This window comes from Mucilaginibacter sp. (assembly GCF_041660805.1).
In the GTDB taxonomy this organism is placed as follows: domain Bacteria; phylum Bacteroidota; class Bacteroidia; order Sphingobacteriales; family Sphingobacteriaceae; genus Mucilaginibacter.
Genome location: NZ_JBAZVP010000001.1, coordinates 1 through 22,064 on the forward strand (window position 1 = coordinate 1; position 22,064 = coordinate 22,064).

A 22,064-nucleotide genomic window follows, 5' to 3' on the forward strand; every position below is an offset into this window, starting at 1 on the left:
GTCCATGCAGATTTGCTCCTGGCCACTACGGTAAAGGCGCAACAGTTAACAAAGGGGCAGCCGGTCCTGGCAGGGGTGACAACTGAAGATCCGGATAGCAGTCCCATGAACAGGCTTTGCGAACTTAACGGACAATCGGATGGATATGTCCCCAAGATTTCAGAACTGGATATTTCCGCGTATCCACTGGATGATCTTATCGCGATGATCAACCGGAAAGAGATCTGGCTGCTCGTCGAAGGCATGCCGGACCAGTCGCCCGCGGGCTGCGTGGCGCTGAAACTGAATATTCAGTCCGTATTAAACCGTGTGCGCTGCCCCTTATTGCTGGTGCCGCAAAGCTGGACAAACCACCTGCCGGAGCGGATCGCTTATCTGGCCGACCTGCGCTATTGCCGGAATCAGGTATTACGTTATGTGGGTGAGGTCTGCACTGCGCTGGATGCGGGGCTGACCATTGCTCATTTGTCCGCCAGGGGCCTGGCCGATATCGCCGAGAGTTATGCAGAAGAGCTCTTCTGCAAAGACGTGGTGCCGCATACGCATCACAAAAAGGTAGTATTGAATAATATCCGGGAACGGGACCTGCACAAAGCCGTAGATGTACTGGTTCATGGCATGCAGCAGGACCTGCTGGTTTTTGTTAACCACCGTTATCATTTTGAAGAGCTGATCGGCCGGCGTATCGGCGACACGCTTCCGGCGGACATCACCGTGCCTGTGCTCATCTTCCCCTTATAACCATTTGATTTATGAACACATTAACCATAGCACCAAACGCCGACACTAAAACCGAGATCCAGTTCCTGGACGGGCCGCGTTCGCGCTTAAAAGAGCTGAAGTTTGCATTGCAGACGATGATTGACCTGGTACGCGGGCTGCGGGCACTGCATTTTATCGGGCCGTGTATCACGGTCTTCGGGTCGGCCAGGTTTGGCGAAGACCACCCTTATTACGAACAAACGCGGAACGCCGCCGCGGCCTTTGCCCGGCTGGGTTTTACGATCCTGACGGGCGGGGGACCGGGGCTGATGGAGGCCGCCAACCGCGGTGCCAGGGAAGCCGGGGGCAGGTCAGTAGGCTGCAATATCCAGTTACCCGTGGAGCAAAAGCCTAATCCTTACCTGGATAAATGGGTATATATGCGCCATTTTTTCCTGCGTAAAGTACTGCTGGTCAAATATTCATTCGCCTTTGTGGTCATGCCCGGCGGCTTTGGCACACTGGACGAGTACTTCGAGGCGCTGACCCTGATCCAGACACACAAGATCCATGATTTCCCGGTTATTATCTTCGGCAGGGAATATCACCGGGAACTGCTGGAGCACGTCGCGGTCATGCAGCGTTACGCCACGATCGGAGAGGCAGACAGCAGGTTGTTCCTGGTCACCGATGACCTGGAGGAAGCGGTTGAACTTATCCGTGCGAACAGTATCCGCAAATTTGGCCTGAAACCTCAACAAAAAAGAAAACCGCTCCGCTGGCTGTTCGAGCGTGCCTGATAAAGGATACGTGACTGCCCGGTCCGGGTTATGAAACCCGGGAATGACAGGGATCACCTCCAAAACTGATCTTCGTCATTTGCGGAAAGCGTAGCCGGGCCGATCTTAGCGTCCGCAACCTGTCAAATAAAAATGTTATGGATACTATGTTATTGAATTCGTCCCGCCCGCTGCAATATTATGTGATTGCCAGAAGATGGTCCTCTGACCTCGAATTTTTCAGGCTGGAAAGCGGCTTTTTGCAGCGATTACTTGACCGCTACATGAGCCGTTTGCAGGGCCATTCACAGTTCGGCAAACTGGTAAAGGCAGGCGAGGACCTGCAGGAACTGGAAAGAATGGTTGACGGCGACCTGCTGGACCGGCAGCTTACACAGCTGGAACTGATGGCGGAGGATGTTATCCCGGAGGATGCGGATGCGCTCACCGAAGTTCAGGTAAAACTGGAACGGCTGATGAGTAAGCTGACTCAACGGTTTCGCGAGGTTAAACAGGAGGTCTATGCCCTGGTGCTGGAGGCGCCAGACATAGACATCCTACTCTGATTGAAGTATTAACTGCTCTGATTAAACCCCTGAGAGGCGCCGTGAACTTCACGTGCGCCTTTCTTTTTTCAATCCTTTGGCAGCGAACCGCTTTTTGCAGCGCGCGGTACCACCTTCCGGATTGTTTAGCGGAATTCAGGTACGGACAGCAGGTAACCACGAACAGACTGCAAGTATCCCAAAAGACACTTAACGAGGCTCGTCCAGGTATCCCCATTCTTCGTCCTTCGAAAGTTCGGGGTACTGAAAAGATTTATCCTTTAATACCCTGTAAACTGCCCATATCAGCACGACAGGTGCGGCGGTGAACAAAGCGCCCTGCAGGGCGAGTGGCACGCCTGCTGCCAGCAAGCCGGTGTAGACTACCAGATAAAGGGTAGCCAGGCCAATAGCAAATTTTGCGTTCATAACCCATCCTTTTTTATAGATACAAGCAATGGTTAAAATTGTGTTTACCGGTTTATACAAAAAAGACACCCCGTAATTTTCCCGTTTAATAACTCCAAAATGAGGGTGAAACGGACCTCATTCCGGTGCCCATGCACTTTGATCGAAAGGCATGAACTTCCATGGGAAATCACCGGTTAAACCCGGTCGGAGAGGTGTAGGTTTACCTGGCGTTACTGTTCAAAAAGCTGGTACAGGCATCGGGGTGGTCCGCCACTTTACATTACTCCGGTTGGCAAGGCTTGAGCTAAAACCGTGAGCCCGGGCGTGACATCGACAGTTTTACCAGCAGGTAATATTAAAGGGGTTTGAGCAAACGCCAAATGGTGACCACCCGCACATATTAGCGTCCGGGGTTCCTGCAATGATTTCTATCAGGAAGCCGGTTGAAGTTTATCATGGCGGGCCGGGCTTTGGACGGATAGCTTTGCTTTATAATTCGAACATAATATGAAAAAAATCAAATTTTATTTAGCACCTATCGGCCTTTTTTTGGCCCTGAATTCCTTTGCGCAGGAAAAACACGAGTGGGATTTCCGGCTGCGTGCGATCACGGTCGTACCGCAGGAAAGCGCCTCAATCAGCGTCATCGGCGGTAATATCACCCTGAGCAACTCCTTCGCGCCTGAACTGGACATCACTTATTTTTTTGCCAGAAATTTTTCGGCCGAACTGATCCTCGGTACCGTGAAACACACGGTCAAAACTACCGGATCGGACCTCAGCGCTATCGGCGGTCCTTCATCCGCGGAGGTTGGCCTAGGCAGTGTGTGGCTGCTGCCACCAACGTTGAACCTGCAATACCATTTGCCTACGCGTTCTTTTTTCAAACCTTATGTAGGTGCGGGCGCCAATTATACCATTTTTTATAGCGCGGACAAGGGGACGGTGGTGCAGGATATCGATTATAAAGACAGGTTTGCCTTTGCCGCGCAGGCAGGGCTGGATGTTGACCTGAATAAAAAGGTGTTTTTGAATATCGATTTGAAGAAGCTTTGGTTGTCAACGACCGCTACGGTCAATGCCGCTAACCTGACGCCATCCGGCAGCCCGGCGCTGGCACCGGTTTTGCAAAACATCAAGGCTGATGTAAAAATCAATCCTTGGGTTATCGGTGTGGGCATCGGATACCGCCTGAAATAGTTTTCAGTGACAATATGCCTGGGAACCCCTCCATGACGGCATGTGAGGGGTTTTGGTTTTTACCGGAACCTTTGGAATAGACATCGTCATGCTACATTTTAAAAAGCGGAGACCTGCCCGGCCGTTTTTCAAACGTTACCGGCCTAAGCGGCCGGTACTGAATTAGCGATAACTTCCGTCAACCGGTTGCGATCGAGCAGCGTGATCTGCTTACCGGTCACGGCGATCATTCCTTCACGCATGAGTAACCGCACGGTCCGAAAGACCGTTTCGTAGGTAGCGGCGGTAAAATCAGCAAGATCCGTCCAGGCCATGCAAAAATCTATCGCACCCAGGGCATTTGTCCCGAACTGTTCTTCCAGCCGGAGCAGGGCCTGGGCAACGCGTCCCTTGACAGGCATGTGTGCCAGATCACGCATCTTCTGTTCGGCATTTTCCAGTTCTTCTGCAAACAAAACCATGAGCTGATAGCACAAAGCGCTGTTCGTCTGTAAGGTTTCCCGGAAGAATTCGAGTTCGACAAAGCACAGGACAAGGGGTTCGACGGCCGTGGCGGAAACCGAATAAACCAGCTTGCTGCCCAGGCCGCGGTGCCCCATGATGGCTCCGCCTGCCGCGAAACGAATGATGAGCTCTTTATCCGCTGTCCATTGCTTATGTACTTTTGCCGTACCGGTGTAAACAAAGTATATACCCGTTACGGGATCTCCTTCGCGAAAGACCGTTTCCCCTTTTTTAAAGGACAGATTCCGGTGATGCAGGTCGATAGCTGGATGAAACCCCGGCGGCGTATGCCGGCAAAGGAAACATTTTTCGAGGTTGCAGTTCAGCGGCGTTTTGAACATGGCTTCAGACGGTAAAATATTGGTCGAATAACTTTAAGCGTATGGTGATCGTAATATACGCTTTTTCAGCGGACCGGGCCTCTTCGGCCTGGTTCAGCAGGCTAAGCTGTTCTATTAAAGGTTCCAGCCAATGATGGAGGGCCTGATGGTCTGCGCCTTTAACCCTGCACTCCCGGATCATTTTGGCGATGCCTTTTTGCAGTGCACCGCCGGCCTTTTTATAGTGCATCAGATTACCCGTTCCTGCAGCTTCTTTAACGATTGCCTGCAGGGCGGCTACATTTGCGCCGGTCACCTTATCCACTTTCCATTTAACACCGTTATTCAGTGCCAGTTTATCCTGGCACCAGGCATTGCCGGCGGTAACGCATACCGTCAGCAATAGAAATATAAAAAATCTTTTCATCAGAGGTCTTTCTTTTTAAATATCCGTAAAGCAAAAAACAGGGGTACCAGGATCCAGACCAGTTGCATCAGGAGTGAAAATATAATACCTGAGCCGCTGCCAAAGAACTGCTGGTAAAGGGCGCCGGTATAACCCATCAGGGCGGAGATATCCAACTGCAATAAGATCAGTATCCGGGCAAGGTCTATCGGGTTTAGGGCGGTTAGCATGATCATCGCTTTTTCCAGCGGGTAATCTGCAAAGGTATACAGGAACAATAGCACGAGGCCATCGAAAATTATGGAAAAATAAAACCACAGCATTAATGCCAGGCCAATACCTCTGGCCTTATCACGGGTAATTGTAGATGTAAGGAAAGCCAGAGAAACAAAGCTAAGCGTAAGCAGGCAGCCGGATACCATTAAGGTGATACCAGTGGCTGAAAACGCAAACAAACACACGGGAATACAAACCCCGATGATGAAGGCGAGCAGAATGGAACTGCTGATCCCGATGAATTTTCCCAGTAAAATATTACGCCTGCTGATGGGTTGTGAAACCAGCATTTCGGTAAACTCTGCCGCGTTGAAATAATAAGTTGTGGCGTAAACGATGCTGACCAGCGGTACGATGATCAGAATAACCGTTGTAATACTTACCAGTCCCTTGGTCACATCCGCATCTGACATGAAAATCGTCAGGCTGATTGCTAATAGTAAGAGGGTGTAGGCCAGCAGCACTTTGCTCCTGATGATATCGAAGATAATGTATTTAGCGATCTTTAACATGACGTTGTACTTAAAAGCTGCGTGAGCGCCCGGCTTAATTTTTGTTCGCCTGTCTCCATTTTCAGGTCCGGCAATGTTTTATAGAATTTGATCTTTCCTTCAAAGAGGTAAAGGATATGGTCAGATATCTCGTCCGCCTCGCTGAGGATGTGCGAGGTGATCAGCACCAGCTTGCCGTTGGCCCTTTCGGCCAGGATCTTTTCCTTCAGCGCATCCGCGGCGAGCGGGTCAAGGCCGGCAGACGGTTCATCGAGGATTAGTACATCGGGACTGAACATAAAAGCCAGTGCCGCGCTTACCTTCTGAAGCGTACCACCTGATAAGGTGCGCATTGTTTTCTGATACATGCCTTCGAGTTGATAGGCTTTCAGCAGATCAGTATCCACCGCGTCCTGCTGCCTGATATCCATAACCATTTTAAACAACTGGCCGATCTGCATATTATCGGGGTAATGACCTATTTGCGGCATGTAACCGATGTGTCTTTTATAATCAAACGTATTTAGTATGGATTTGCCCTTGAACAGAATGCTGCCGCTATCGGGAAGCACCATTCCGAGGATCGACTTGATCAGCGTGGTTTTGCCGGAAGCGTTCGGGCCGAGTATGGATACCACCCCGCCGGCAGCGAAATCGCAGCTGACGTTTTTAAGCACTTCCAGCCTGCCAAATGATTTTTTCAGTCCTTCGACCGCAATTATCTTTTCCATGGTTTCATTCTTGGTTTTTCGTCTTTAACAGATTCGGGCGTAACAGAGGGAATGGCACGTTCTACCTTATCAATAAGGTTGACGATAAAACTTCTCATCAGCATCACACTTTGGGGATTCTGTTCAATGATCTGGGCGTAAAGGCTGATCGGCCGGTAAGGTATATCGCCGGTGCCGTCCCTGTTCAGGTCGTAGCCTTCATATTTATCCCAATAGTTAACATTGAAATAAATTTCTTTTAAAGTGCCATTGGTTGTCACGTCGAAAGAGTTTCCTTTATAGTTATTTTGGGTGAAGATGTTCTTACTGCAACTGGCCAGCACGCGCATGGCCCAGCCGTTAGAGATAAAATCATTATGCTTCACGGTAATGCGGTCTGAGTTCTCCATGTAAATACCGGTGGTGTTCCTGATAAAATGGTTGCCTTCAATCCGGGCATCCGTAATTTCTTTGAGCAGCACGCCGTAAATAGTGCTTCCCCAGTTCTCGATAAACGTATTATCCAGCATGGCGATACGCCGGGTGTACATGACGGAAACACCGGAGCCGTTATTCTTAAAGGTGTTGTGGCGGTAGGTATCGTCATCGGAGAACATAAAGTGCAGGCCGTAACGAATGTTTTTTTCGCTGAGGTTATTTTCGATCAGGCATTTTTTGGCGAATTCGAAATAGATGCCGTCCCGATGCTTCGTTACGTAGTTTCCCCGGATCAGTACTTCCTTACATTTCCATAAATGGATGCCGTTACCGGAATTCTCAATATCATTCGAGCCGGTGATGCGGTTATTCAGCACTTTTATAAAGCGGCAGTTGGATAAATATATTCCGAAGAAATTATTCCGTAATATGTTGTTGCTGATCGTTACCTGTTCGACATTGCTCAGGCGGATCGCGGCGAAATCCCGCATGGAACCGGTTTTCGTATTCACCACCGTAAAACCGTCCAGTTTGACATGGCTGGCGGTGATCGTCAGTACCTCTTCCCGGAAACGGGCGTCCAATACCGGTTGTCCTTCGCCAAGTATAGTGAGTGATTTATCAATCAGGGTGTTCAGGGAGATATAAACCCCTTTTTTTACCCTGATCGTATCGCCGTTTTGGGACAGCATAACGGCCTGGCGCAAGGAACTGACCGGCGTCCCCGGTGCAACCAGGATGGTTCGGGCGGCCAGGATCAGGGGTAACAACAACCCGGAAAAGATCAGCAGCAGTGTTCTCATCAGCGGTTTTGTTTTATAAAACCCGGCCAGTCGGATACGATGGCCGCGCTATCCTGCTGCGCGGCTTCCGCGGCCCGTCGGTTTATAAAAGCCGCAAGGTTTCCACCCATAGGTGAAGCCAGCGAAGCATCATGGAGGTACCAGGCTTTGCGGGCGTCGGAAAAAGTTCCGGGATGCCCAAAATCATTGACCAGCAAACTGCTTTCCGGGTCATTGGCGACAGCGGGATTTTCCCTTAAAAAACCCGCCATGCATTCCACCGCGTCAAACTTGTATATTTTGCCCTTCTCGCTGATCACTTCGGTGGCAAAACGTTTGTCCATAATCGTCATTTTACAGTGAGTACAGGCGTCTTTGCCGTATAAGATCGGTTCGGGGCCGTGGCTACAGGCTGCCAGCAGGCAGCAAAGGGTAATCAAACTTAGCGGTTTCATTTGGTGTGGTTTAGCGATAAACGCGGTTTGTAAAAAAGGGCTGCTGCGACTAATAAGCCCCCGATACCCACCAGTATACCTCCGGTATCGGGTAATGATCCGGCGGTAAAGTTGAGCAGTTGCTTGTAACCAAAAAGGGGCGGCTGGTAGTTCATTCCTTCTACTTTTATAGCCGCATGCGGGTTAAGCCGGTGGCCGTAATTATATTCCCAGATGTAAAAATCGGTGAACCCCACTATCGCAAACAGGCACAAACCGATAAACCAGACCCATAGCAATTTGCGGCTTTTGGCAATGGCCGCGGCGATACCGATGACTGTAAGCGCCCCGAAAACATAAGGAAGAATCTTAAACTCCTTAAAATCATCTTCTGAAATAAACTTCATCCCTATATAGTGGTTCAGGCCGTTGATCTGGTCAATGTTGCCCGTGAGCCCGTTCAGCCAGATCTTCATTTCCAGCCCCTCGGGGTATTGTGGCGCGTCCAAATTAATATGCCATAGCGGTAGGAAATAGGCAGTCAGCATAAACAAACAGGCAGCGGCTATTAATATTCTTGTAGTCGGTTTCATGAGCTATAAATTAACCATAGCATATGGCGCCTGAGCACTATATGCTATGGTTGTTAAGTTTATTGAGTTACCGGGTTCACGCCGATAGAGAATTTAACAGGTACTTTGGAGCCTGCCGGAGATACCCTGAAGTAACCCTGCATTTCCTGATGCAGCGCAGAACAAAAGTCGGTGCAGTAGAACGGTACAATCCCCTGCTGGTATGGATTCCATTTCAGCGTACTGGTTTCGCCCGGCATAATCAGTAATTCCGCATTATTCGCGCCTTTAATGGCAAACCCGTGCGGTACGTCCCAATCCTGTTCAAGGTTTGTTATGTGGATATAAACATCGTCACCTACCTGTATTCCTTCGATATTATCCGGGGCCAGGTGTGAACGCATCGCTGTCATATAGACATCCACGCGTTTCCCTGTCCTGACCACCTTGGTTTCCTTTTCGGATTTAACCGCGTAGGGATTGGTGTTTTCAGCCAGTTTGAAGAATTTTACCTGGTTCTTTACGATCTTATCCGCGGGGATCGACTGGGCGTAATGCGGTTCGCCGATGGTCGGAAAATCCAGCAGGAGTTTCATTTTATTGCCCGAAATATCGAACAACTGCGCAGCCTGTGAAAGTTCGGGCCCGGTAGGCAGGTAACGGTCCTTGGTGATCTTATCCATAACGATAACGTATTTACCATAGGGCTTTTTAGAATCGCCACCGGGGATGGATAAGTGGCCGGGTGAATAAAACACCGGAGCCCGGTCAATGATCTCCAAATTATCTACTTTCCATTTTACCACTTCAGACGATACGAACATGGTGGTATAAGCAAAACCTTTATCATCAAATTCGGTATGCAGCGGGCCAAGGCCGGGTTTCTTTACTTCACCACGTAAAACGGCTTCGTACTTCAGCACGGGCAGGTTACCGTCAATCATGCCATCGTACGCTTTTTTAGCGATCGCGTCCAGCATCTTTTTATAAGAGAATACCGGGATCACAGCGGCCAGTTTACCACTGGCTACAATACTCTCACCATCCGGTGTCACATCAACGCCGTGCGGGGATTTCGGGCAGGGCATATAATACACCAGGCCCGGAAATTTGGTCACGTCCAAAATTTGTGTTTCCTTTTCAATGGTTGAGGTGGCGCTATGAGTTTTATCACTGTACACATTGTGGGCATATTTCACCGGGATCTTGGTGCCTTTGCCTGCCAGTATCAGTTCTTCGGCTTTTTTCCAGTTGATGGCCATCACAAAATCCTTATCGCGCTGGCTGGCATTTACCTCCAGCAGCGTATTCGCCTGTTCGGTATTGTAGCAGGTAAAGAACATCCAGTCGTGTGAGGGACCTTTCCCGGCATGGGCCAGGTCATAGTTGAATGGCGGCACGATCAGTTGAAAAGCAAGTTTCATCCCGCCGGTTTCTTTATCCACTTTTACAAATGATACCGCGCCTTTAAAGTTCTTTTTATAACTGTCAATAGGTACATCGTTGCCGGCATTGTCCAGCGGCTGGCTGAAACGGGTGTTACCCACTACGTATTCCGTATTTTCGGTACAGAATGGCGAAGCGTGGTTGCCGCCGATGTTCGGCAATTCGATGATCTCTGTTGTTTTAAACGTGGTAAGATCGATACGGGCGATCCGCGGTGTATTGTTCCCGTTGATGAACAGCCAGCGCCCGTCGTCCTCGCCGTTGGTTTTGGAAAGCTCCGGGTGATGGGAGTCGTCCCAGGCCACAAAGCCGTGAGAAGTGTTCAGCATGGGCTTCGTTTCTTCGGAATAACCATAACCGTTTTCCGGATTCTGTGAAAATACCGGGATCACTTTCAGCAGCCTACCTGAAGGAATACCGTAGGCCGCCACCTGGCCGCTAAAGCCACCAGACATAAAGGTGTAGATCTCGTCATATTTACCCGGCGCGACATATACTTTTTGTGCGGCATCGGCATCTACGGAAGAACCGGCTTTGCCCGGTTTGCAACCGGGCATGGTGCTGCCGGCCAGCAAGGCCAAAGCGGGTATGAGTATTTTATAGTTTGAAAATTTCATGATTCTTTATCGTTTTGAATTATTTACTGTCGTTTTTCCTGAAGTATTCCAGAAGCTGGCGGGTCTGTTCGTCGGTGACATCCTGAAAGGTCATCTGGGTCAGGTGTTTTTCCAGCAGCGCTTTGCCCACCGGGTCCTTCGCCGCCATCTCCACCGGGTTCGTGATCTGGTTCATGATCCATTCAGGTGTACGTCTTTTGGTAACGCCCAGCAGGCCCGGCCCCACAATTTTCTGATCGGTCATCTTATGACAGGCAGAACATTTGGCGGTAAAAACAGCCTCCCCTTTGGCGGCCATGGCCGGGTCCAGTGCATCCAGTTTTACATTTGTAAATTTGCCTATACCTTTACTGTCACTTTTGGCTTCGGGATCCACGTCCGCACTGGCGGCAGCAGTTTCCGGTGCTGATGCGGCGGTGTCAGTTTCAGATCCGCCGTTAGATTGCCCGCAGGCGAACAGGAGTGTCATTCCGGCCAGCAGTGCGGCGAGAAATAAGGTTTTTTGAGTTTTCATTTTGATGAATTTTGATGGGTTAAAATTATCGGTAAGTCAGGGGCCGGTACGTGACCACCCTCAGTTTAAAATATGATCTGTATCATGTTTTGGCTACCGAATGTATTACAGTGTCTTTTACTGGTTCAAATTTTTTTATTTCAAAAAATATCCGTTGGCGCCAAAGCCCGAAACCAGTTCGGTAACCGGTGTCCTGGAAAATTCGTCGTGCAGCATGTCCCTGATCGGCTTGACCTGCTCATGCATCGGGCAGGGCTGCACTGCTGAGCAGCGCTCCAGCCCAAGCACACAGGAGGTGAAGAGCCCGTTGCCATCAATGGCGCGCACAATGTCAATCAGGAACAGGCGGTCGCCATTCTCCAGGTAGAAGCCGCCGGTCGGTCCCTTGGCTGAGGAGAGGATCTTTTTGCGAACCAGGGTTTGCAGGATCTTACCGGTAAAATGCATCGGCGATCCGATGGCCCGGGCTACCTCGATGATGCCGGCCTTTTCACCGCGGCTGCTTTTCAAAGCGACGTAGACGGTCGCCCGGATGGCATATTCACAGGTTTTGGATAGTATCATTTTCCGGTTTTGGATTTGCGAACCTGAACTATTACGGACGACTAGGACAATTCCTTTTCCAGCTGTATGGCTTTAGGAAAAAGGATATTGCTTTCCAGGTGCACGTGGCGGTGCAGGTCGTTTTCGTATTCTTCCAGTTTTTTGAATAGAATGGTGTACGAGCTGCAGGCATCTGCGGGCAAGGTGTAATTACCGGTTATCCTCCGAATCGTTTCGAAGTCTCCGCCGACCTGCTCGTGTTCACTGTCCATGACCTGGATCGGCACCGATATCCTGCCGAAGTTTGCCGCAGGCAGCAGGCCGCCGGTATTATAGACCTGTGCGAGCTCTTTAATAAAAGGGAACAGGATCTTTTCTTCCTTGACCATGTGGAGGATCAGGTCGTTGCCGATCTTTTCAAATAACTGAGCCACCTGCACCAGTTCCGGATGCCGGTCGCCGTGTACGCGGGCTACTTTTTGGGCGATCTCCAGGATGAACGGCGTGTTGTCGCGCACGTAGCGGTGATGGGTGTTGATAATATAATCACTCAGGAAACCGATGTCCCAGTTCTGGAAATCGTTCTCGCTGTTGGCTGATTCCCCTTTCACTGCTTCCAGCTGCCGCTCAACCTCGGCAGGATCGAGCCCCTTTTTCTCGCAGGCCTCGGCAATGGTTTTTTTGCCGCCGCAGCAAAAATCGATACCCAGCTTTTTGAATACCTGCGCCTTGCGATAATCTTTGGCTACAATCTGCCCGATCGTTTCCGCATTTTCCGGTTCGGTCTTTTTTGCGATTTTTACCTGCCAAACTTCCGGTCCGTTTTCCAGGTAGTCCCAGTGAAAAACCTGGCCTCTTTCGGCCAACAGCTGGTAGTAAAGTGGTTTTGGATCGTGGTCGTTGTGAATAATAAAAGCTTCGCCGCCCTGCAGCGAATCAAATTTGTCGAAGATGGTCGGATGCTTGAACCTTGGTTCGATCACCGTTACGTCGAGAATGTCTAATACTTCCATTTTTTGATGTTTAAATAATAAAAGACAAACATATCTTTTATTGTTAGTTTAAAAAGTGACGCTCATCACTAAGGTCCCGGGGAGAAAAAATAAAGACAAAAAAAAACGCGCTGTAAAGAAACAGCGCGTTGAAAATGGAACAATATTTCGGTTTTAACCGCATTTGGAGGAGCCGCAATCCTTACAGGTCAGGCAGCCTTCCTGGTAGTGCAGATTGGCTGACTGGCAGTTCTGGCATAGCTGCCGGCTTACCCGGGTGCCATCCGGTATAAACTTTTTAAGGGCGCGGGCGACTCCGTTTTTCCAGGTGTTGATCGATTCATCCAGTTGCAGGGTGCCGATAAGATCGACGACCTTCTCAATGGGCATGCCATGGCGCAGGGTCCCGGATATCAGTTTGGCGTAGTTCCAGTATTCCGGATTAAATTTATAAGACAGGCCCTCGATGGTGGTCTTATGCCCGTAGCGGTTACTATACTGAAAGTCATAGCGGGAATTACCGTCAGGCTCACGACTTTTAAGAATATGTCCGTGGTCAACCCAGGCCGGTATAAGGATGCCGTCCTCATCGTCAGCCAGGCCGGTGAAGATCTCATAGGGTTTACCGCCGAGCAGGCCGATAAACGCGATCCATTTATCCTTATCGTTATGGAAGCGGACAATACCGGCCTCCAGCACCGGCGGCCGTTTTGTTGGCAAAAAGGGGGGTGCACCAGGCTCAGCGGCAGGCTTGCCTTCGGTATTAGCGATCAGCACACCGGAGCGTGAGCCGTCACGATAGACTGTCAGGCCCTTACAGCCGGCTTTCCAGGCCGCCATGTACAATCGCCCGACCAGTTCTTCCGTCACCCCGGCGGGCATATTAATGGTCACGCTGATGGAATGATCGACCCATTGCTGGATCCGTCCCTGCATTTCCACCTTTTTCAGGTAATCAACATCATTGGAGGTGGACTTAAAATAAGGTGAAAGGCCGATCAGTTCATCCATTTCCTGCTGCTTGTAGTTCTTATTCAAATCATGGCCGTTCACCATCATCCATTGTTTGAATCGATGATGAAAGACCAGGTATTCTTCCCAGGAGTCACCAACCTCGTCAATGAAATCCACGCGGGCATCCTGGTCATTGGGGTTCACTTTGCGGCGGCGTTTGTAGACCGGCATAAATACAGGTTCGATACCGGAACTGGTCTGCGACATCAGGCTGGCTGTTCCTGTTGGAGCAATCGTGAGCAAGGCGATATTGCGACGGCCATGTTCGGTCATTTCGTAGTACAGCTCCGGGTCCGCTGCTGCCAGTCGCAGTAGGAATGGATTGTTCTTTTCACGTTCCGCATCGAATAAAGGGAAAGCGCCGCGTTCTTTGGCTGTACCGACGGAACCCCGGTAGGTTTCCAGGGCAAGCGCCCGGTGCACGCCGACCGCAAATTCTGTCCCTGCCGCGCTGCCATACCGCAGGCCAAGCGCAGCGAGCATATCGCCCTCGGCAGTGATGCCAATGCCGGTCCGGCGACCTTCCGTCGCTTTGGTGCGGACCTTTTGCCAAAGCAATATTTCCGTGCGTTTCAGCTCTTCTGATTCAGGATCAGCGGAGATTTTTTGCAGGATCAGGTCGATCTTTTCCAGTTCGAGGTCAATTATATCATCCATAATGCGCTGTGCGGAATGAACATGTTTTTTAAAAAGGTCCCAATTGAAGGATGCCTGAATGGTAAAGGGCTGGTCGACGTAGCTGAACAGGTTGACGGCAAGTAAACGGCAGGAATCATATGGACATAGCGGGATTTCGCCGCAGGGGTTTGTCGATACCGTCTTAAAACCCAGATCAGCATAACAATCAGGGAGCGATTCCCGGATGATCGTATCCCAGAACAGGATCCCGGGCTCGGCGGAGCGCCAGGCATTATGGACGATCTTATTCCAAAGCGGCAACGGGTCGATCTTTTTTTCAATCAGGGGCGATACACTTTCTATTGGGTATTGCTGCCGGTAGGAGGTTCCCGCCTCAACGGCCTGCATAAATTCATCATCGAGGCGGACCGACACATTGGCGCCGGTCACTTTGCCCTGTTCCAGCTTGGCGTCAATAAAGTCTGCTGCGTCCGGATGCCGGACAGCGACCGATAGCATGAGTGCTCCGCGCCGGCCGTCCTGCGCCACTTCACGTGTAGAATTGGAGAAGCGCTCCATGAATGGCACGAGGCCGGTCGAGGTGAGCGCTGAGTTTTTTACAGGAGATCCTTTCGGGCGGATATAAGAAAGGTCATGACCTACACCACCACGCCTTTTCATCAGCTGTACCTGTTCCTGGTCGATCTTGAAAATTCCGCCGTACGAATCAGCTACCCCTTCATGGCCGATGACGAAACAGTTGGAAAGCGAGGCGACCTGATAGGGGTTACCGATCCCGGTCATAGGACTGCCCTGTGGAATGAGGTACTTAAAATTGCGTATCAGGTCAAAAATCTCCGCTTCCGGTAATGGGTTTGGGTACCGCTGCTCGATACGCGCAAGTTCAGCCGCGATGCGGTGGTGCATATCATCAGGCGTAGCTTCATAGATCGCGCCGGAAGAATCCTTGAGCGCATATTTATTCACCCACACCCGCGCCGCCAGCTCATCACCGTTGAAATAAGCGAGCGAAAGCTGGTAGGCTTCATCAGCCGTGTAAATCTTGACGGGGTTTTCAGGTTTGGCGACATTTATCATAATTTCTGGTTCTTGTTGATCATTTTGCAAGCCCGGGCGGGGCATATTGACCCGTACAAACTTGCTTTTTTTTACCCGGTCGAAAAGTGACGCGGGTCATATCCGCGGATTATTATTTTGTTTGACCAGGGTGAGTAGGCCGACGCCGAATAATAAAAATGCGGCGCAAAGGCACAACAGTAAAGGCTGGTAATGGGGGATGGATACCGCCCAAAGCGCAAGCAGCGGCTGCAGGAATAACAGGGCCAAATAAATGGCTGCGAGGGCGACATAGATATATTTCAGCCAAACAAACAGTACTCCGGAACGGAATGCTTCGATCCCGGCGAGCTGTTCGATCAGCAGGGGCATCAGGATACCGAGTGTCAGCAGGTGAATGTAGCCGATGATCAGGTTACGGTTCAAAAATGCCCAATCGCCGATCAGCGGTATACAGACCGCCAGTTGCAGCAGGCATTTTATGGTCAGCGCCAGCAGCGCCACTTTCTGAAGAAAGGAAAGAGCATCCTGATGTTTTCGGTGCCGGTGCATGATCGCAAGCCAGCTGAGCAAGTTGAGGGCAGCACCGGCACCGGCAAGTATCCCCGCCCATATCCCGTGCTGCGCCCATAAGGTGAAAATAAAAAATAACGGCAGGGTCGAAAACAGGAACAGCCTGAACCAGTGCAGGTCGGTGCGTGCAATCCTTTCCAGCGGTAAATTTGCGGCCAACAGGCCCAGCGCGGCCAGTTCCATGAAGCCGTTCATTTGGAAATGAAGGTAAAAATAGATGGCATCCTGGTACCAGGGGCCGGCCTTCAGGCCCAATACCGACAGGGGGCCGAGCGCAAAAGGGCCCAGTGCCGACAGACAAAGCAGGATCATGGCCCCGCGGATGAGTGTAAAGGCGGCGCTGTTTACGTTTGAGCGCAGCCGCGGGTTTTTAATGACCAGGTACGCCAAACGAAAACCGGCAATGACAAACAGGCTTGAAAAGCTGATGGAAACAATTTTATATCCCTGCCATGAAAAACTGACCAGCATTCCCCAGGCGCTGACCTGTGCAGCGAGCAGCACATGGCGGAAACCGTCGTTCAACCGTTCGCCGCAGCAAAGACGGGCAAGGAGGTAAGCAATGGTCAGGAACATCCAGCCCGAAAAGGCGAAATGGGAATGGGCGTGTAACAAATACTGGTAGTTAAAAGGCAGCATCCCCAATTGCATATAACGCAAAGCAAGGCCCCATACGCTCAGGACAATGAAATTCAGCACGGCCAGACGCGCGTAGTTCAGGTTAGGCAGCCGGGCCATCAGATGCCCAATAATCGCTTACCTTCCCCGGTAATGCTGTCGTAAGACCATACAGGTTGCCATACCAGTTCAACGGTAGCCGTATAGCCGATATAATGCCCTTCGATGCAGTTCTTCACCGCCGATACAATGCTTTCCCCCATTGGGCAGTACGCTGAGGAAAGGGTCATGGTGACAAGGATCGTACGCTTAGCGGCATCAATGGCGACGCCGTAGACAAGGCCGAGGTCTATTATATTGATGTGAAGCTCAGGATCAATGACCAGCCGGAGGGTTTCCAGAACCTCCGCCTTCATAAAGGATAACGGATCGGTAATATCAAAGTTGGCCATAAGTACGGGTTTTGTGAAAAATGACGATACCTACATTGGCTAAATAAAGCAGTGCGGTGATGACCAGCGCGGCCCCGCCGGTATAGATCAGCGGAATAAGCATGAAATAACAGCCCGGCATAAAAGTCAGGCAAAAGATCACAAACGCAATGGTCTGGGCTTTCAGCAGGTGACCGGCGAACAGGTCGGACGGCATCGGGGTACTGAATTTACCGGTCAGGTGTTCGTAGTGCCTCACCCAAACAATGAAAGGCAGGGTTTTAAAGGTCTGACCCAGTATCAGCGGGGTGATCCAGCCCATCAACATCAATTGGCCGTAGGCCATGGAAAACCGGAGGGTCGCCGGGTTATGTTTGAGGTGAAAATAGATAATGAACGGCACCATCAACACGGCGATTTTCAGGATAATAAAAGAAAGGAAGCTGATCAGCATTGGAAGGTCGATCTGTTTACGCAGGCGGGATCGCAGGCATTTATACAGGAAAATGAAATAACAGCTGAGCCCGGCACCGCCGGCCAGCAATAGGAGGTAAGTCCGGTAACTGAGGCCAGAAAAATAGGCATCGACCAGGAAACACAACAATGCACCAACAATCAAATAATAACTCCAGGTCAGCAGTCTGGTTTCCTGGTAAGAAGATACGAGGAACATCGGCACCAGCTTGGAACTTACACCGATCAGCATGAGCAGGAACCAGCCGACCAGACCCATGTGCGCATGGATGCGGAGAAAATGCAGCTGATCCTGCGGGAATAGCTGCAGCGTAAAATTGAAGACGAGTGCGACCCCCAGGGCTACGGTCAGGCAAAGGCAGATGCAGGCGCTGAAAATGAAATCTTCCTGGATCGTCTGTTGCTGTTTCTTCCGGCCGGTAAGATAGACATTGACCGTAAACAAAACAATGCTGAGCAGCAACAAGATGGCACCGCATTGCATGTGTATACCGGGCACAAACACCCAGAAGGAATAAATAAGACCGGCCATCCCCGGCACAAAAAGCACAAAGCTCAGCCAGGCCAGTTTTATACTGTAAAGATTCGTTTCGAGGACGACGGGAATCAACTGGTACGACGCACCTAAAATGATCATGGTTCCCCAGCCCAGCGCCGCCAGGTGGGTGACAGCCAGGATATGCGGATGGAAATAGTGGCCTGTAAAAGCCTTTACGGATAACAGCATCATCACGGATAAGATCAGGAAACAGCAGGCCGCAAGTACGTAATGTGTTACGACGATATTGTACAGACCTGGTTTTTGTTTGATTGCGGTCATTTGAGGAAGATCAATAAGTGCACATTACCCGGCGCGATATTTTTGAAGAGGTAGCTGAGGCCTTGCTTTTCCAGTTCGGGAAGCAGGTATACCGGGATCTTTTTATGGTAAACGAACAAAGCCTCTCCTTTAGTCAATCCGGGCGTATGTTCCAGGATGGCCAGCATCGGCTTTGGCATTTCAAGTGCTCGCACATCCAGGTAGCTGACCTGCTCCGGGCGGAATCCCGCCAGAACCCGGTCAAACAGCGCATCGTCCACGAAGGATTCGGGGTTTGCCGGAACGTCAATCGTACCGGTACCGGTATCTGCCTGATTAAAAAAGGTGATCACCAGATCCGGCTTTTCAAAAACCACGCGATGGGCAAAACCTTTAGCCGTTAACAGGTGAATAAGCGGCAGAGGCTCGAAGGTATTGATCAGCTTCAATCCCTGTCCGGGTCCAAGCGAATTGATCGCGGCCAGAATCTCCTTCAGCGGGTCCTTGTCTTTGGCAAGGATCGGCCGGACATCCAGTTCGAGGTAATCCTCCTGCTCGATAAACGCGGTGTTCAAAGGCAACGCATTATCAGCAGCCGCTCCCCGGATTACCTGAAATCCGATCTGCTCCATGCTGTGCAAAAAATCTGAGAGGGGTGTGTTGGAAATTTTGCAGGCATCGGAGATACTTACCCGTTTGACCAGCAGTTGCCGTAAGACCGGGTTTCTGAGTTTTGCAAATTTGCTGTTAAGGCTGATCAGGGTTTTGATAACCAGGTCACGGTCGAACCGGAGTAACTCGCTGATCTTGGTATTGGCGTCGATAGTCATTTGCATTTACAAAAATGAACTGTTTTTTATGCTTAAAATATGACCCATATCATGTTTTGTGGTGACTTTTCAACAAACCATCCCGGGACACCACATTTGTGCGTCATAACAGATGAACAATCCGTCTTTTACTGGTCTCCTTTTGACACAAGTCGTTTACCGAAGATGCCATATGAAAACCGCGACAGGACAGCAAGTGCAGCTTGTCTGGCGGCCCGCTGAAATGCCCCGGGCATAGCCGGGGCGGTTTCAGGGCGAAGCGGCAGGGCCGTCAAATGAGCGGCGCTTGCAACAACCGGCTCGCCGGCGGCTGCAAGACAAGATTCCGTCCTGGTCATATATTACAGGACCATCAGCACAAAAAAAGCCCGCTTAAAAAGCAGGCTTTTACCCAAAACAACATCGTGTTGATTATTTTCCTTCGTTCTTTTTGTCGCTAACTTCTTTCCTGATCTCGGTTGCCACCACTTTAAGTTGCTGCATCGCGTTCCTTAACCTTGTTCCGGCCGCTTTATTGCCTTTTTCGTAAAAAGATGCGGCGTCCGATTCCGCATGCGCGATCAGTTCTTTTAATGAATTGAATTTTTCCATGATAATTTGTTAAATGTTTTATGCTGTTATATCCAGCAAAGGTGACATTTTGAATAAAACTTCCAAAATAAAAATGGAGCCTGCTTCGGGGGCCTTCATGGCTGGCTCGTTATAACAAAAAATTTCTGTCTCTTTAAAAGAGGGTTAGCTTGAACCAGGCTGATGTGCTGGGGCATGTACCCCAAACGCCCACGCGTCGGCGTAAAAGACCAAATAGGAACGAAAATGACTATGCGATACCTATTCGGTCCTTTGATTTGCGTTACAGGGGTGATGGGATCAACTTTTAACTTTTAATAAACCAGCGTTTATAGCCACAACAACCGTACTGACAGTCATTAGGACAGCGCCTATTGCCGGACTTAGTAAAATTCCCTGGTTATACAATACCCCGGCGGCCAATGGCAACGTAATTATGTTATAACCCGTGGCCCAAACCAAGTTTTGCATCATTTTCCGATAGGTTGCTTTGCCAAACAGGATCAGATTTACAATGTCCTTTGGATTGCTGTTTACCAGAACGATCCCGGCTGTTTCGGCAGCGATATCACTGCCCGAAGCCACAGCAATGCCAATATCTGCCTGGGCAAGTGCAGGTGCATCGTTTACACCGTCGCCAGTCATCGCAATAAACCCGCCCTGCCGCTGCAACTCTTTGATCTTTTCTAACTTCTGGTGTGGTAATACTTCCGCAAAAAAACCGTCCATTTTCAGTTGCTTGCTAACACTTTCAGCCACCTGCTGGTTATCGCCTGTTAGTAGGATGGACCTTATACCGTTTTCATGGAGCGTAGCGATCGCATCCGCTGATTCCGGCCTGATGGCATCAGCAAGGGCGATGAAACCAGCTAATTGATCATTTAGTAATACAAATACCACTGTTTCGTTACCGGCAATACCCGCATTTTCAGGAAGTTTAAGGCCGTTATCTTTCAGGTAGCCGGGACTAACCACTTTAACCCTTTTATGCTCTACAGTGGCTTCAATGCCTTTTCCTGTAAGGGCGTTAAATTGATCAGCTTTTAATAAAGTCAACCCCCGCTTTCTTACTTCACTCAAAATGCCTGTCGCAATAGGGTGCTCGGAATTGGCTTCCAGTGCACCGGCCAGTCCGATCAGTTCGTCTTCGTTTGCCACAGTATTGCCGGTAAGGACGACCCTGGCTACTTCAAACTTCCCTTTAGTCAACGTTCCGGTCTTGTCAAATACAACGGAAGTGATCTTCCTTGAGTTTTCAAAAGCCGTCCTGTTTTTGATCAAAAGGCCGTGCTGTGCCGATAAGGCTGTCGATCTCGCCACAACCAGCGGTACAGCCAGTCCGAGTGCGTGCGGGCAGCAAATAACGATAACCGTAACCATGCGTTCCATAGCAAATGCAAGGTCGCGTCCCAGGCTTATCCATACCACGAATGTGACTATGCCGGCTAATAGCGCTATAACGGTTAGCCAGCGGGCGGCTTTGTCTGCTAAAAGCTGTGTATTGGATTTGGCATCCTGCGCATTGCGTACCAATTCCACCACTTTAAAAAGGTAGGAATCTTTTCCGCTGTGCATCACCCTGACCTTCAATGCCCCGTTGCCGTTTACCGAACCGGCAATAACCTTCTGTCCCTTTATCTTCTGCACTGGGGCAGATTCTCCGGTCAGCATCGACTCATTCAGATAGCTTTCGCCATCCTCAACCATACCGTCAGCCGCAATCTTTTCTCCGGGCTTGATCAGAATAAGATCGTTTTCCTTCAAATTTTCCGTTTGCACATCTTCGACATTTTCACCGTTGACCAGGTGCGCGGTGGATGGCATCAATTGAACCAGCAGCTCAAGTTCGCGCGACGCACCGGCCACGGATCGCATTTCTATCCAATGCCCCAACAACATGATCAGGATCAATGTATTCAACTCCCAAAAGAAATCCATCCCCTGCAATCCAAAGATGATGGCAGTGCTGTAGGCATAGGCAACAGATATGGCGAAACCGATCAACGTCATCATGCCGGGATTTTTCGCTTTCATTTCAGCCAGCCAGCCACTCAGAAATGGCCAGCCACCATAAATAAAAACCACCGTCGATAAAGCGAACAGAACATACTGATCACCTATGAACGATACATGCAGATGTAGCCAGTGCTGGATCATCTTGGACAGTAACAGGATCGGTAAAGTCAATGCCAATACCACGTAAAACCGCTTCCGGAAATCCTTGATCATTGCGTCATGGTCATGCCCTGGATGGCCCATGGCATTGTGGTCCATATGGTGCCCATCATGATGATGTTCATTTGTATGTTGTTGTTCATGCTTATGCATGTTGTGCTGATGATCGTGATGTTCCATAACTTTTATTTTACGGTTTAATC

General features: G+C 50.1%; 23 protein-coding genes. 4 read left to right on the forward strand and 19 right to left on the reverse strand.

Going from position 1 to position 22,064, the window contains the following annotated elements:
- From WC743_RS00005 to WC743_RS00015, 3 genes are all read left to right on the forward strand, one after another.
- A partial coding sequence (locus WC743_RS00005; RefSeq protein ID WP_373009658.1) for a hypothetical protein occupies positions 1–741 on the forward strand: 741 nt, incomplete at its 5' end.
- 11 nt (positions 742–752) lie between these two features.
- Positions 753–1,502 carry a TIGR00730 family Rossman fold protein gene (locus tag WC743_RS00010; protein ID WP_373009659.1) on the forward strand — a complete coding sequence of 250 codons (750 nt, stop codon included), beginning with the start codon at positions 753–755 and terminating at the stop codon, positions 1,500–1,502.
- Positions 1,503–1,639: 137 nt separating this feature from the next.
- On the forward strand, positions 1,640–2,047 hold the full coding sequence (locus tag WC743_RS00015) for a hypothetical protein (RefSeq protein WP_373009660.1): 408 nt from the start codon (positions 1,640–1,642) through the stop codon (positions 2,045–2,047).
- 189 nt (positions 2,048–2,236) lie between these two features.
- Here the strand turns inward: WC743_RS00015 and WC743_RS00020 are convergent, their stop codons facing one another.
- Positions 2,237–2,455, reverse strand: coding sequence for a hypothetical protein (locus WC743_RS00020; RefSeq protein WP_256539422.1), 219 nt, complete (start codon positions 2,453–2,455; stop codon positions 2,237–2,239).
- Positions 2,456–2,944: 489 nt separating this feature from the next.
- Here WC743_RS00020 and WC743_RS00025 point away from each other — a divergent pair, with 489 nt between their 5' ends.
- On the forward strand, positions 2,945–3,637 hold the full coding sequence (locus WC743_RS00025) for an OmpW family protein (protein WP_373009661.1): 693 nt from the start codon (positions 2,945–2,947) through the stop codon (positions 3,635–3,637).
- Between the two features lie 143 nt (positions 3,638–3,780).
- On the opposite strand, the gene WC743_RS00030 is transcribed toward WC743_RS00025, so the two are convergent.
- The 18 genes from WC743_RS00030 to WC743_RS00115 form a co-directional block, all read right to left on the reverse strand.
- On the reverse strand, positions 3,781–4,482 hold the full coding sequence (locus WC743_RS00030) for a Crp/Fnr family transcriptional regulator (protein ID WP_373009662.1): 702 nt from the start codon (positions 4,480–4,482) through the stop codon (positions 3,781–3,783).
- Positions 4,483–4,486: 4 nt separating this feature from the next.
- A complete protein-coding gene (locus WC743_RS00035) occupies positions 4,487–4,888 on the reverse strand; it encodes a hypothetical protein (protein ID WP_373009663.1) in 402 nt (133 codons plus the stop codon).
- The gene (locus WC743_RS00040; protein WP_373009664.1) at positions 4,888–5,655 is read right to left on the reverse strand and encodes an ABC transporter permease subunit; all 768 of its coding nucleotides are present in this window, start codon (positions 5,653–5,655) and stop codon (positions 4,888–4,890) included. The genes WC743_RS00035 and WC743_RS00040 overlap by 1 nt, the downstream gene beginning before the upstream one ends.
- Positions 5,649–6,365: an ABC transporter ATP-binding protein gene (locus WC743_RS00045; protein ID WP_373009665.1), complete on the reverse strand. Its 717-nt coding sequence runs from the start codon at positions 6,363–6,365 to the stop codon at positions 5,649–5,651. The genes WC743_RS00040 and WC743_RS00045 overlap by 7 nt, the downstream gene beginning before the upstream one ends.
- A complete protein-coding gene (locus WC743_RS00050; protein WP_373009666.1) occupies positions 6,353–7,585 on the reverse strand; it encodes a nitrous oxide reductase family maturation protein NosD in 1,233 nt (410 codons plus the stop codon). The genes WC743_RS00045 and WC743_RS00050 overlap by 13 nt, the downstream gene beginning before the upstream one ends.
- Positions 7,585–8,019: a nitrous oxide reductase accessory protein NosL gene (locus tag WC743_RS00055; protein WP_373009667.1), complete on the reverse strand. Its 435-nt coding sequence runs from the start codon at positions 8,017–8,019 to the stop codon at positions 7,585–7,587. The genes WC743_RS00050 and WC743_RS00055 overlap by 1 nt, the downstream gene beginning before the upstream one ends.
- Entirely contained in the window at positions 8,016–8,591 is a 576-nt protein-coding gene (locus WC743_RS00060) for a hypothetical protein (protein WP_373009668.1), read from the reverse strand. The genes WC743_RS00055 and WC743_RS00060 overlap by 4 nt, the downstream gene beginning before the upstream one ends.
- A 59-nt stretch (positions 8,592–8,650) precedes the next feature.
- Complete coding sequence (gene nosZ / locus WC743_RS00065; RefSeq protein WP_373009669.1) at positions 8,651–10,633, reverse strand: Sec-dependent nitrous-oxide reductase; 1,983 nt, start codon at positions 10,631–10,633, stop codon at positions 8,651–8,653.
- 19 nt (positions 10,634–10,652) lie between these two features.
- Entirely contained in the window at positions 10,653–11,147 is a 495-nt protein-coding gene (locus WC743_RS00070) for a cytochrome c family protein (protein ID WP_373009670.1), read from the reverse strand.
- 135 nt (positions 11,148–11,282) lie between these two features.
- Complete coding sequence (locus tag WC743_RS00075) at positions 11,283–11,711, reverse strand: Rrf2 family transcriptional regulator (RefSeq protein ID WP_373009671.1); 429 nt, start codon at positions 11,709–11,711, stop codon at positions 11,283–11,285.
- 41 nt (positions 11,712–11,752) lie between these two features.
- Positions 11,753–12,703 carry an iron-sulfur cluster repair di-iron protein gene (gene ric / locus WC743_RS00080; protein WP_373009672.1) on the reverse strand — a complete coding sequence of 317 codons (951 nt, stop codon included), beginning with the start codon at positions 12,701–12,703 and terminating at the stop codon, positions 11,753–11,755.
- A gap of 153 nt (positions 12,704–12,856) precedes the next feature.
- Complete coding sequence (locus WC743_RS00085) at positions 12,857–15,412, reverse strand: adenosylcobalamin-dependent ribonucleoside-diphosphate reductase (protein WP_373009673.1); 2,556 nt, start codon at positions 15,410–15,412, stop codon at positions 12,857–12,859.
- Between the two features lie 96 nt (positions 15,413–15,508).
- The gene (locus WC743_RS00090; protein ID WP_373009674.1) at positions 15,509–16,702 is read right to left on the reverse strand and encodes a hypothetical protein; all 1,194 of its coding nucleotides are present in this window, start codon (positions 16,700–16,702) and stop codon (positions 15,509–15,511) included.
- Positions 16,702–17,034 carry a metal-sulfur cluster assembly factor gene (locus WC743_RS00095; protein WP_373009676.1) on the reverse strand — a complete coding sequence of 111 codons (333 nt, stop codon included), beginning with the start codon at positions 17,032–17,034 and terminating at the stop codon, positions 16,702–16,704. Before WC743_RS00095 ends, WC743_RS00090 begins: the two co-directional genes overlap by 1 nt.
- On the reverse strand, positions 17,021–18,307 hold the full coding sequence (locus WC743_RS00100) for a hypothetical protein (protein WP_373009678.1): 1,287 nt from the start codon (positions 18,305–18,307) through the stop codon (positions 17,021–17,023). Before WC743_RS00100 ends, WC743_RS00095 begins: the two co-directional genes overlap by 14 nt.
- The gene (locus WC743_RS00105; RefSeq protein WP_373009679.1) at positions 18,304–19,116 is read right to left on the reverse strand and encodes a DUF2249 domain-containing protein; all 813 of its coding nucleotides are present in this window, start codon (positions 19,114–19,116) and stop codon (positions 18,304–18,306) included. The genes WC743_RS00100 and WC743_RS00105 overlap by 4 nt, the downstream gene beginning before the upstream one ends.
- A gap of 411 nt (positions 19,117–19,527) precedes the next feature.
- Positions 19,528–19,707: a histone H1 gene (locus WC743_RS00110; RefSeq protein WP_256539440.1), complete on the reverse strand. Its 180-nt coding sequence runs from the start codon at positions 19,705–19,707 to the stop codon at positions 19,528–19,530.
- A gap of 279 nt (positions 19,708–19,986) precedes the next feature.
- The gene (locus WC743_RS00115) at positions 19,987–22,041 is read right to left on the reverse strand and encodes a copper-translocating P-type ATPase (RefSeq protein WP_373009680.1); all 2,055 of its coding nucleotides are present in this window, start codon (positions 22,039–22,041) and stop codon (positions 19,987–19,989) included.
- Positions 22,042–22,064: the final 23 nt, after the last annotated feature.

Coding starts and splice junctions, on each gene's coding strand:
- WC743_RS00010 (WP_373009659.1), top strand. CDS start 753: ATGAACACATTAACCATAGCACCAAACGCCGACACTAAAACCGAGATC.
- WC743_RS00015 (WP_373009660.1), top strand. CDS start 1,640: ATGGATACTATGTTATTGAATTCGTCCCGCCCGCTGCAATATTATGTG.
- WC743_RS00020 (WP_256539422.1), bottom strand. CDS start 2,455: ATGAACGCAAAATTTGCTATTGGCCTGGCTACCCTTTATCTGGTAGTC.
- WC743_RS00025 (WP_373009661.1), top strand. CDS start 2,945: ATGAAAAAAATCAAATTTTATTTAGCACCTATCGGCCTTTTTTTGGCC.
- WC743_RS00030 (WP_373009662.1), bottom strand. CDS start 4,482: ATGTTCAAAACGCCGCTGAACTGCAACCTCGAAAAATGTTTCCTTTGC.
- WC743_RS00035 (WP_373009663.1), bottom strand. CDS start 4,888: ATGAAAAGATTTTTTATATTTCTATTGCTGACGGTATGCGTTACCGCC.
- WC743_RS00040 (WP_373009664.1), bottom strand. CDS start 5,655: ATGTTAAAGATCGCTAAATACATTATCTTCGATATCATCAGGAGCAAA.
- WC743_RS00045 (WP_373009665.1), bottom strand. CDS start 6,365: ATGGAAAAGATAATTGCGGTCGAAGGACTGAAAAAATCATTTGGCAGG.
- WC743_RS00050 (WP_373009666.1), bottom strand. CDS start 7,585: ATGAGAACACTGCTGCTGATCTTTTCCGGGTTGTTGTTACCCCTGATC.
- WC743_RS00055 (WP_373009667.1), bottom strand. CDS start 8,019: ATGAAACCGCTAAGTTTGATTACCCTTTGCTGCCTGCTGGCAGCCTGT.
- WC743_RS00060 (WP_373009668.1), bottom strand. CDS start 8,591: ATGAAACCGACTACAAGAATATTAATAGCCGCTGCCTGTTTGTTTATG.
- nosZ (WP_373009669.1), bottom strand. CDS start 10,633: ATGAAATTTTCAAACTATAAAATACTCATACCCGCTTTGGCCTTGCTG.
- WC743_RS00070 (WP_373009670.1), bottom strand. CDS start 11,147: ATGAAAACTCAAAAAACCTTATTTCTCGCCGCACTGCTGGCCGGAATG.
- WC743_RS00075 (WP_373009671.1), bottom strand. CDS start 11,711: ATGATACTATCCAAAACCTGTGAATATGCCATCCGGGCGACCGTCTAC.
- ric (WP_373009672.1), bottom strand. CDS start 12,703: ATGGAAGTATTAGACATTCTCGACGTAACGGTGATCGAACCAAGGTTC.
- WC743_RS00085 (WP_373009673.1), bottom strand. CDS start 15,412: ATGATAAATGTCGCCAAACCTGAAAACCCCGTCAAGATTTACACGGCT.
- WC743_RS00090 (WP_373009674.1), bottom strand. CDS start 16,702: ATGGCCCGGCTGCCTAACCTGAACTACGCGCGTCTGGCCGTGCTGAAT.
- WC743_RS00095 (WP_373009676.1), bottom strand. CDS start 17,034: ATGGCCAACTTTGATATTACCGATCCGTTATCCTTTATGAAGGCGGAG.
- WC743_RS00100 (WP_373009678.1), bottom strand. CDS start 18,307: ATGACCGCAATCAAACAAAAACCAGGTCTGTACAATATCGTCGTAACA.
- WC743_RS00105 (WP_373009679.1), bottom strand. CDS start 19,116: ATGACTATCGACGCCAATACCAAGATCAGCGAGTTACTCCGGTTCGAC.
- WC743_RS00110 (WP_256539440.1), bottom strand. CDS start 19,707: ATGGAAAAATTCAATTCATTAAAAGAACTGATCGCGCATGCGGAATCG.
- WC743_RS00115 (WP_373009680.1), bottom strand. CDS start 22,041: ATGGAACATCACGATCATCAGCACAACATGCATAAGCATGAACAACAA.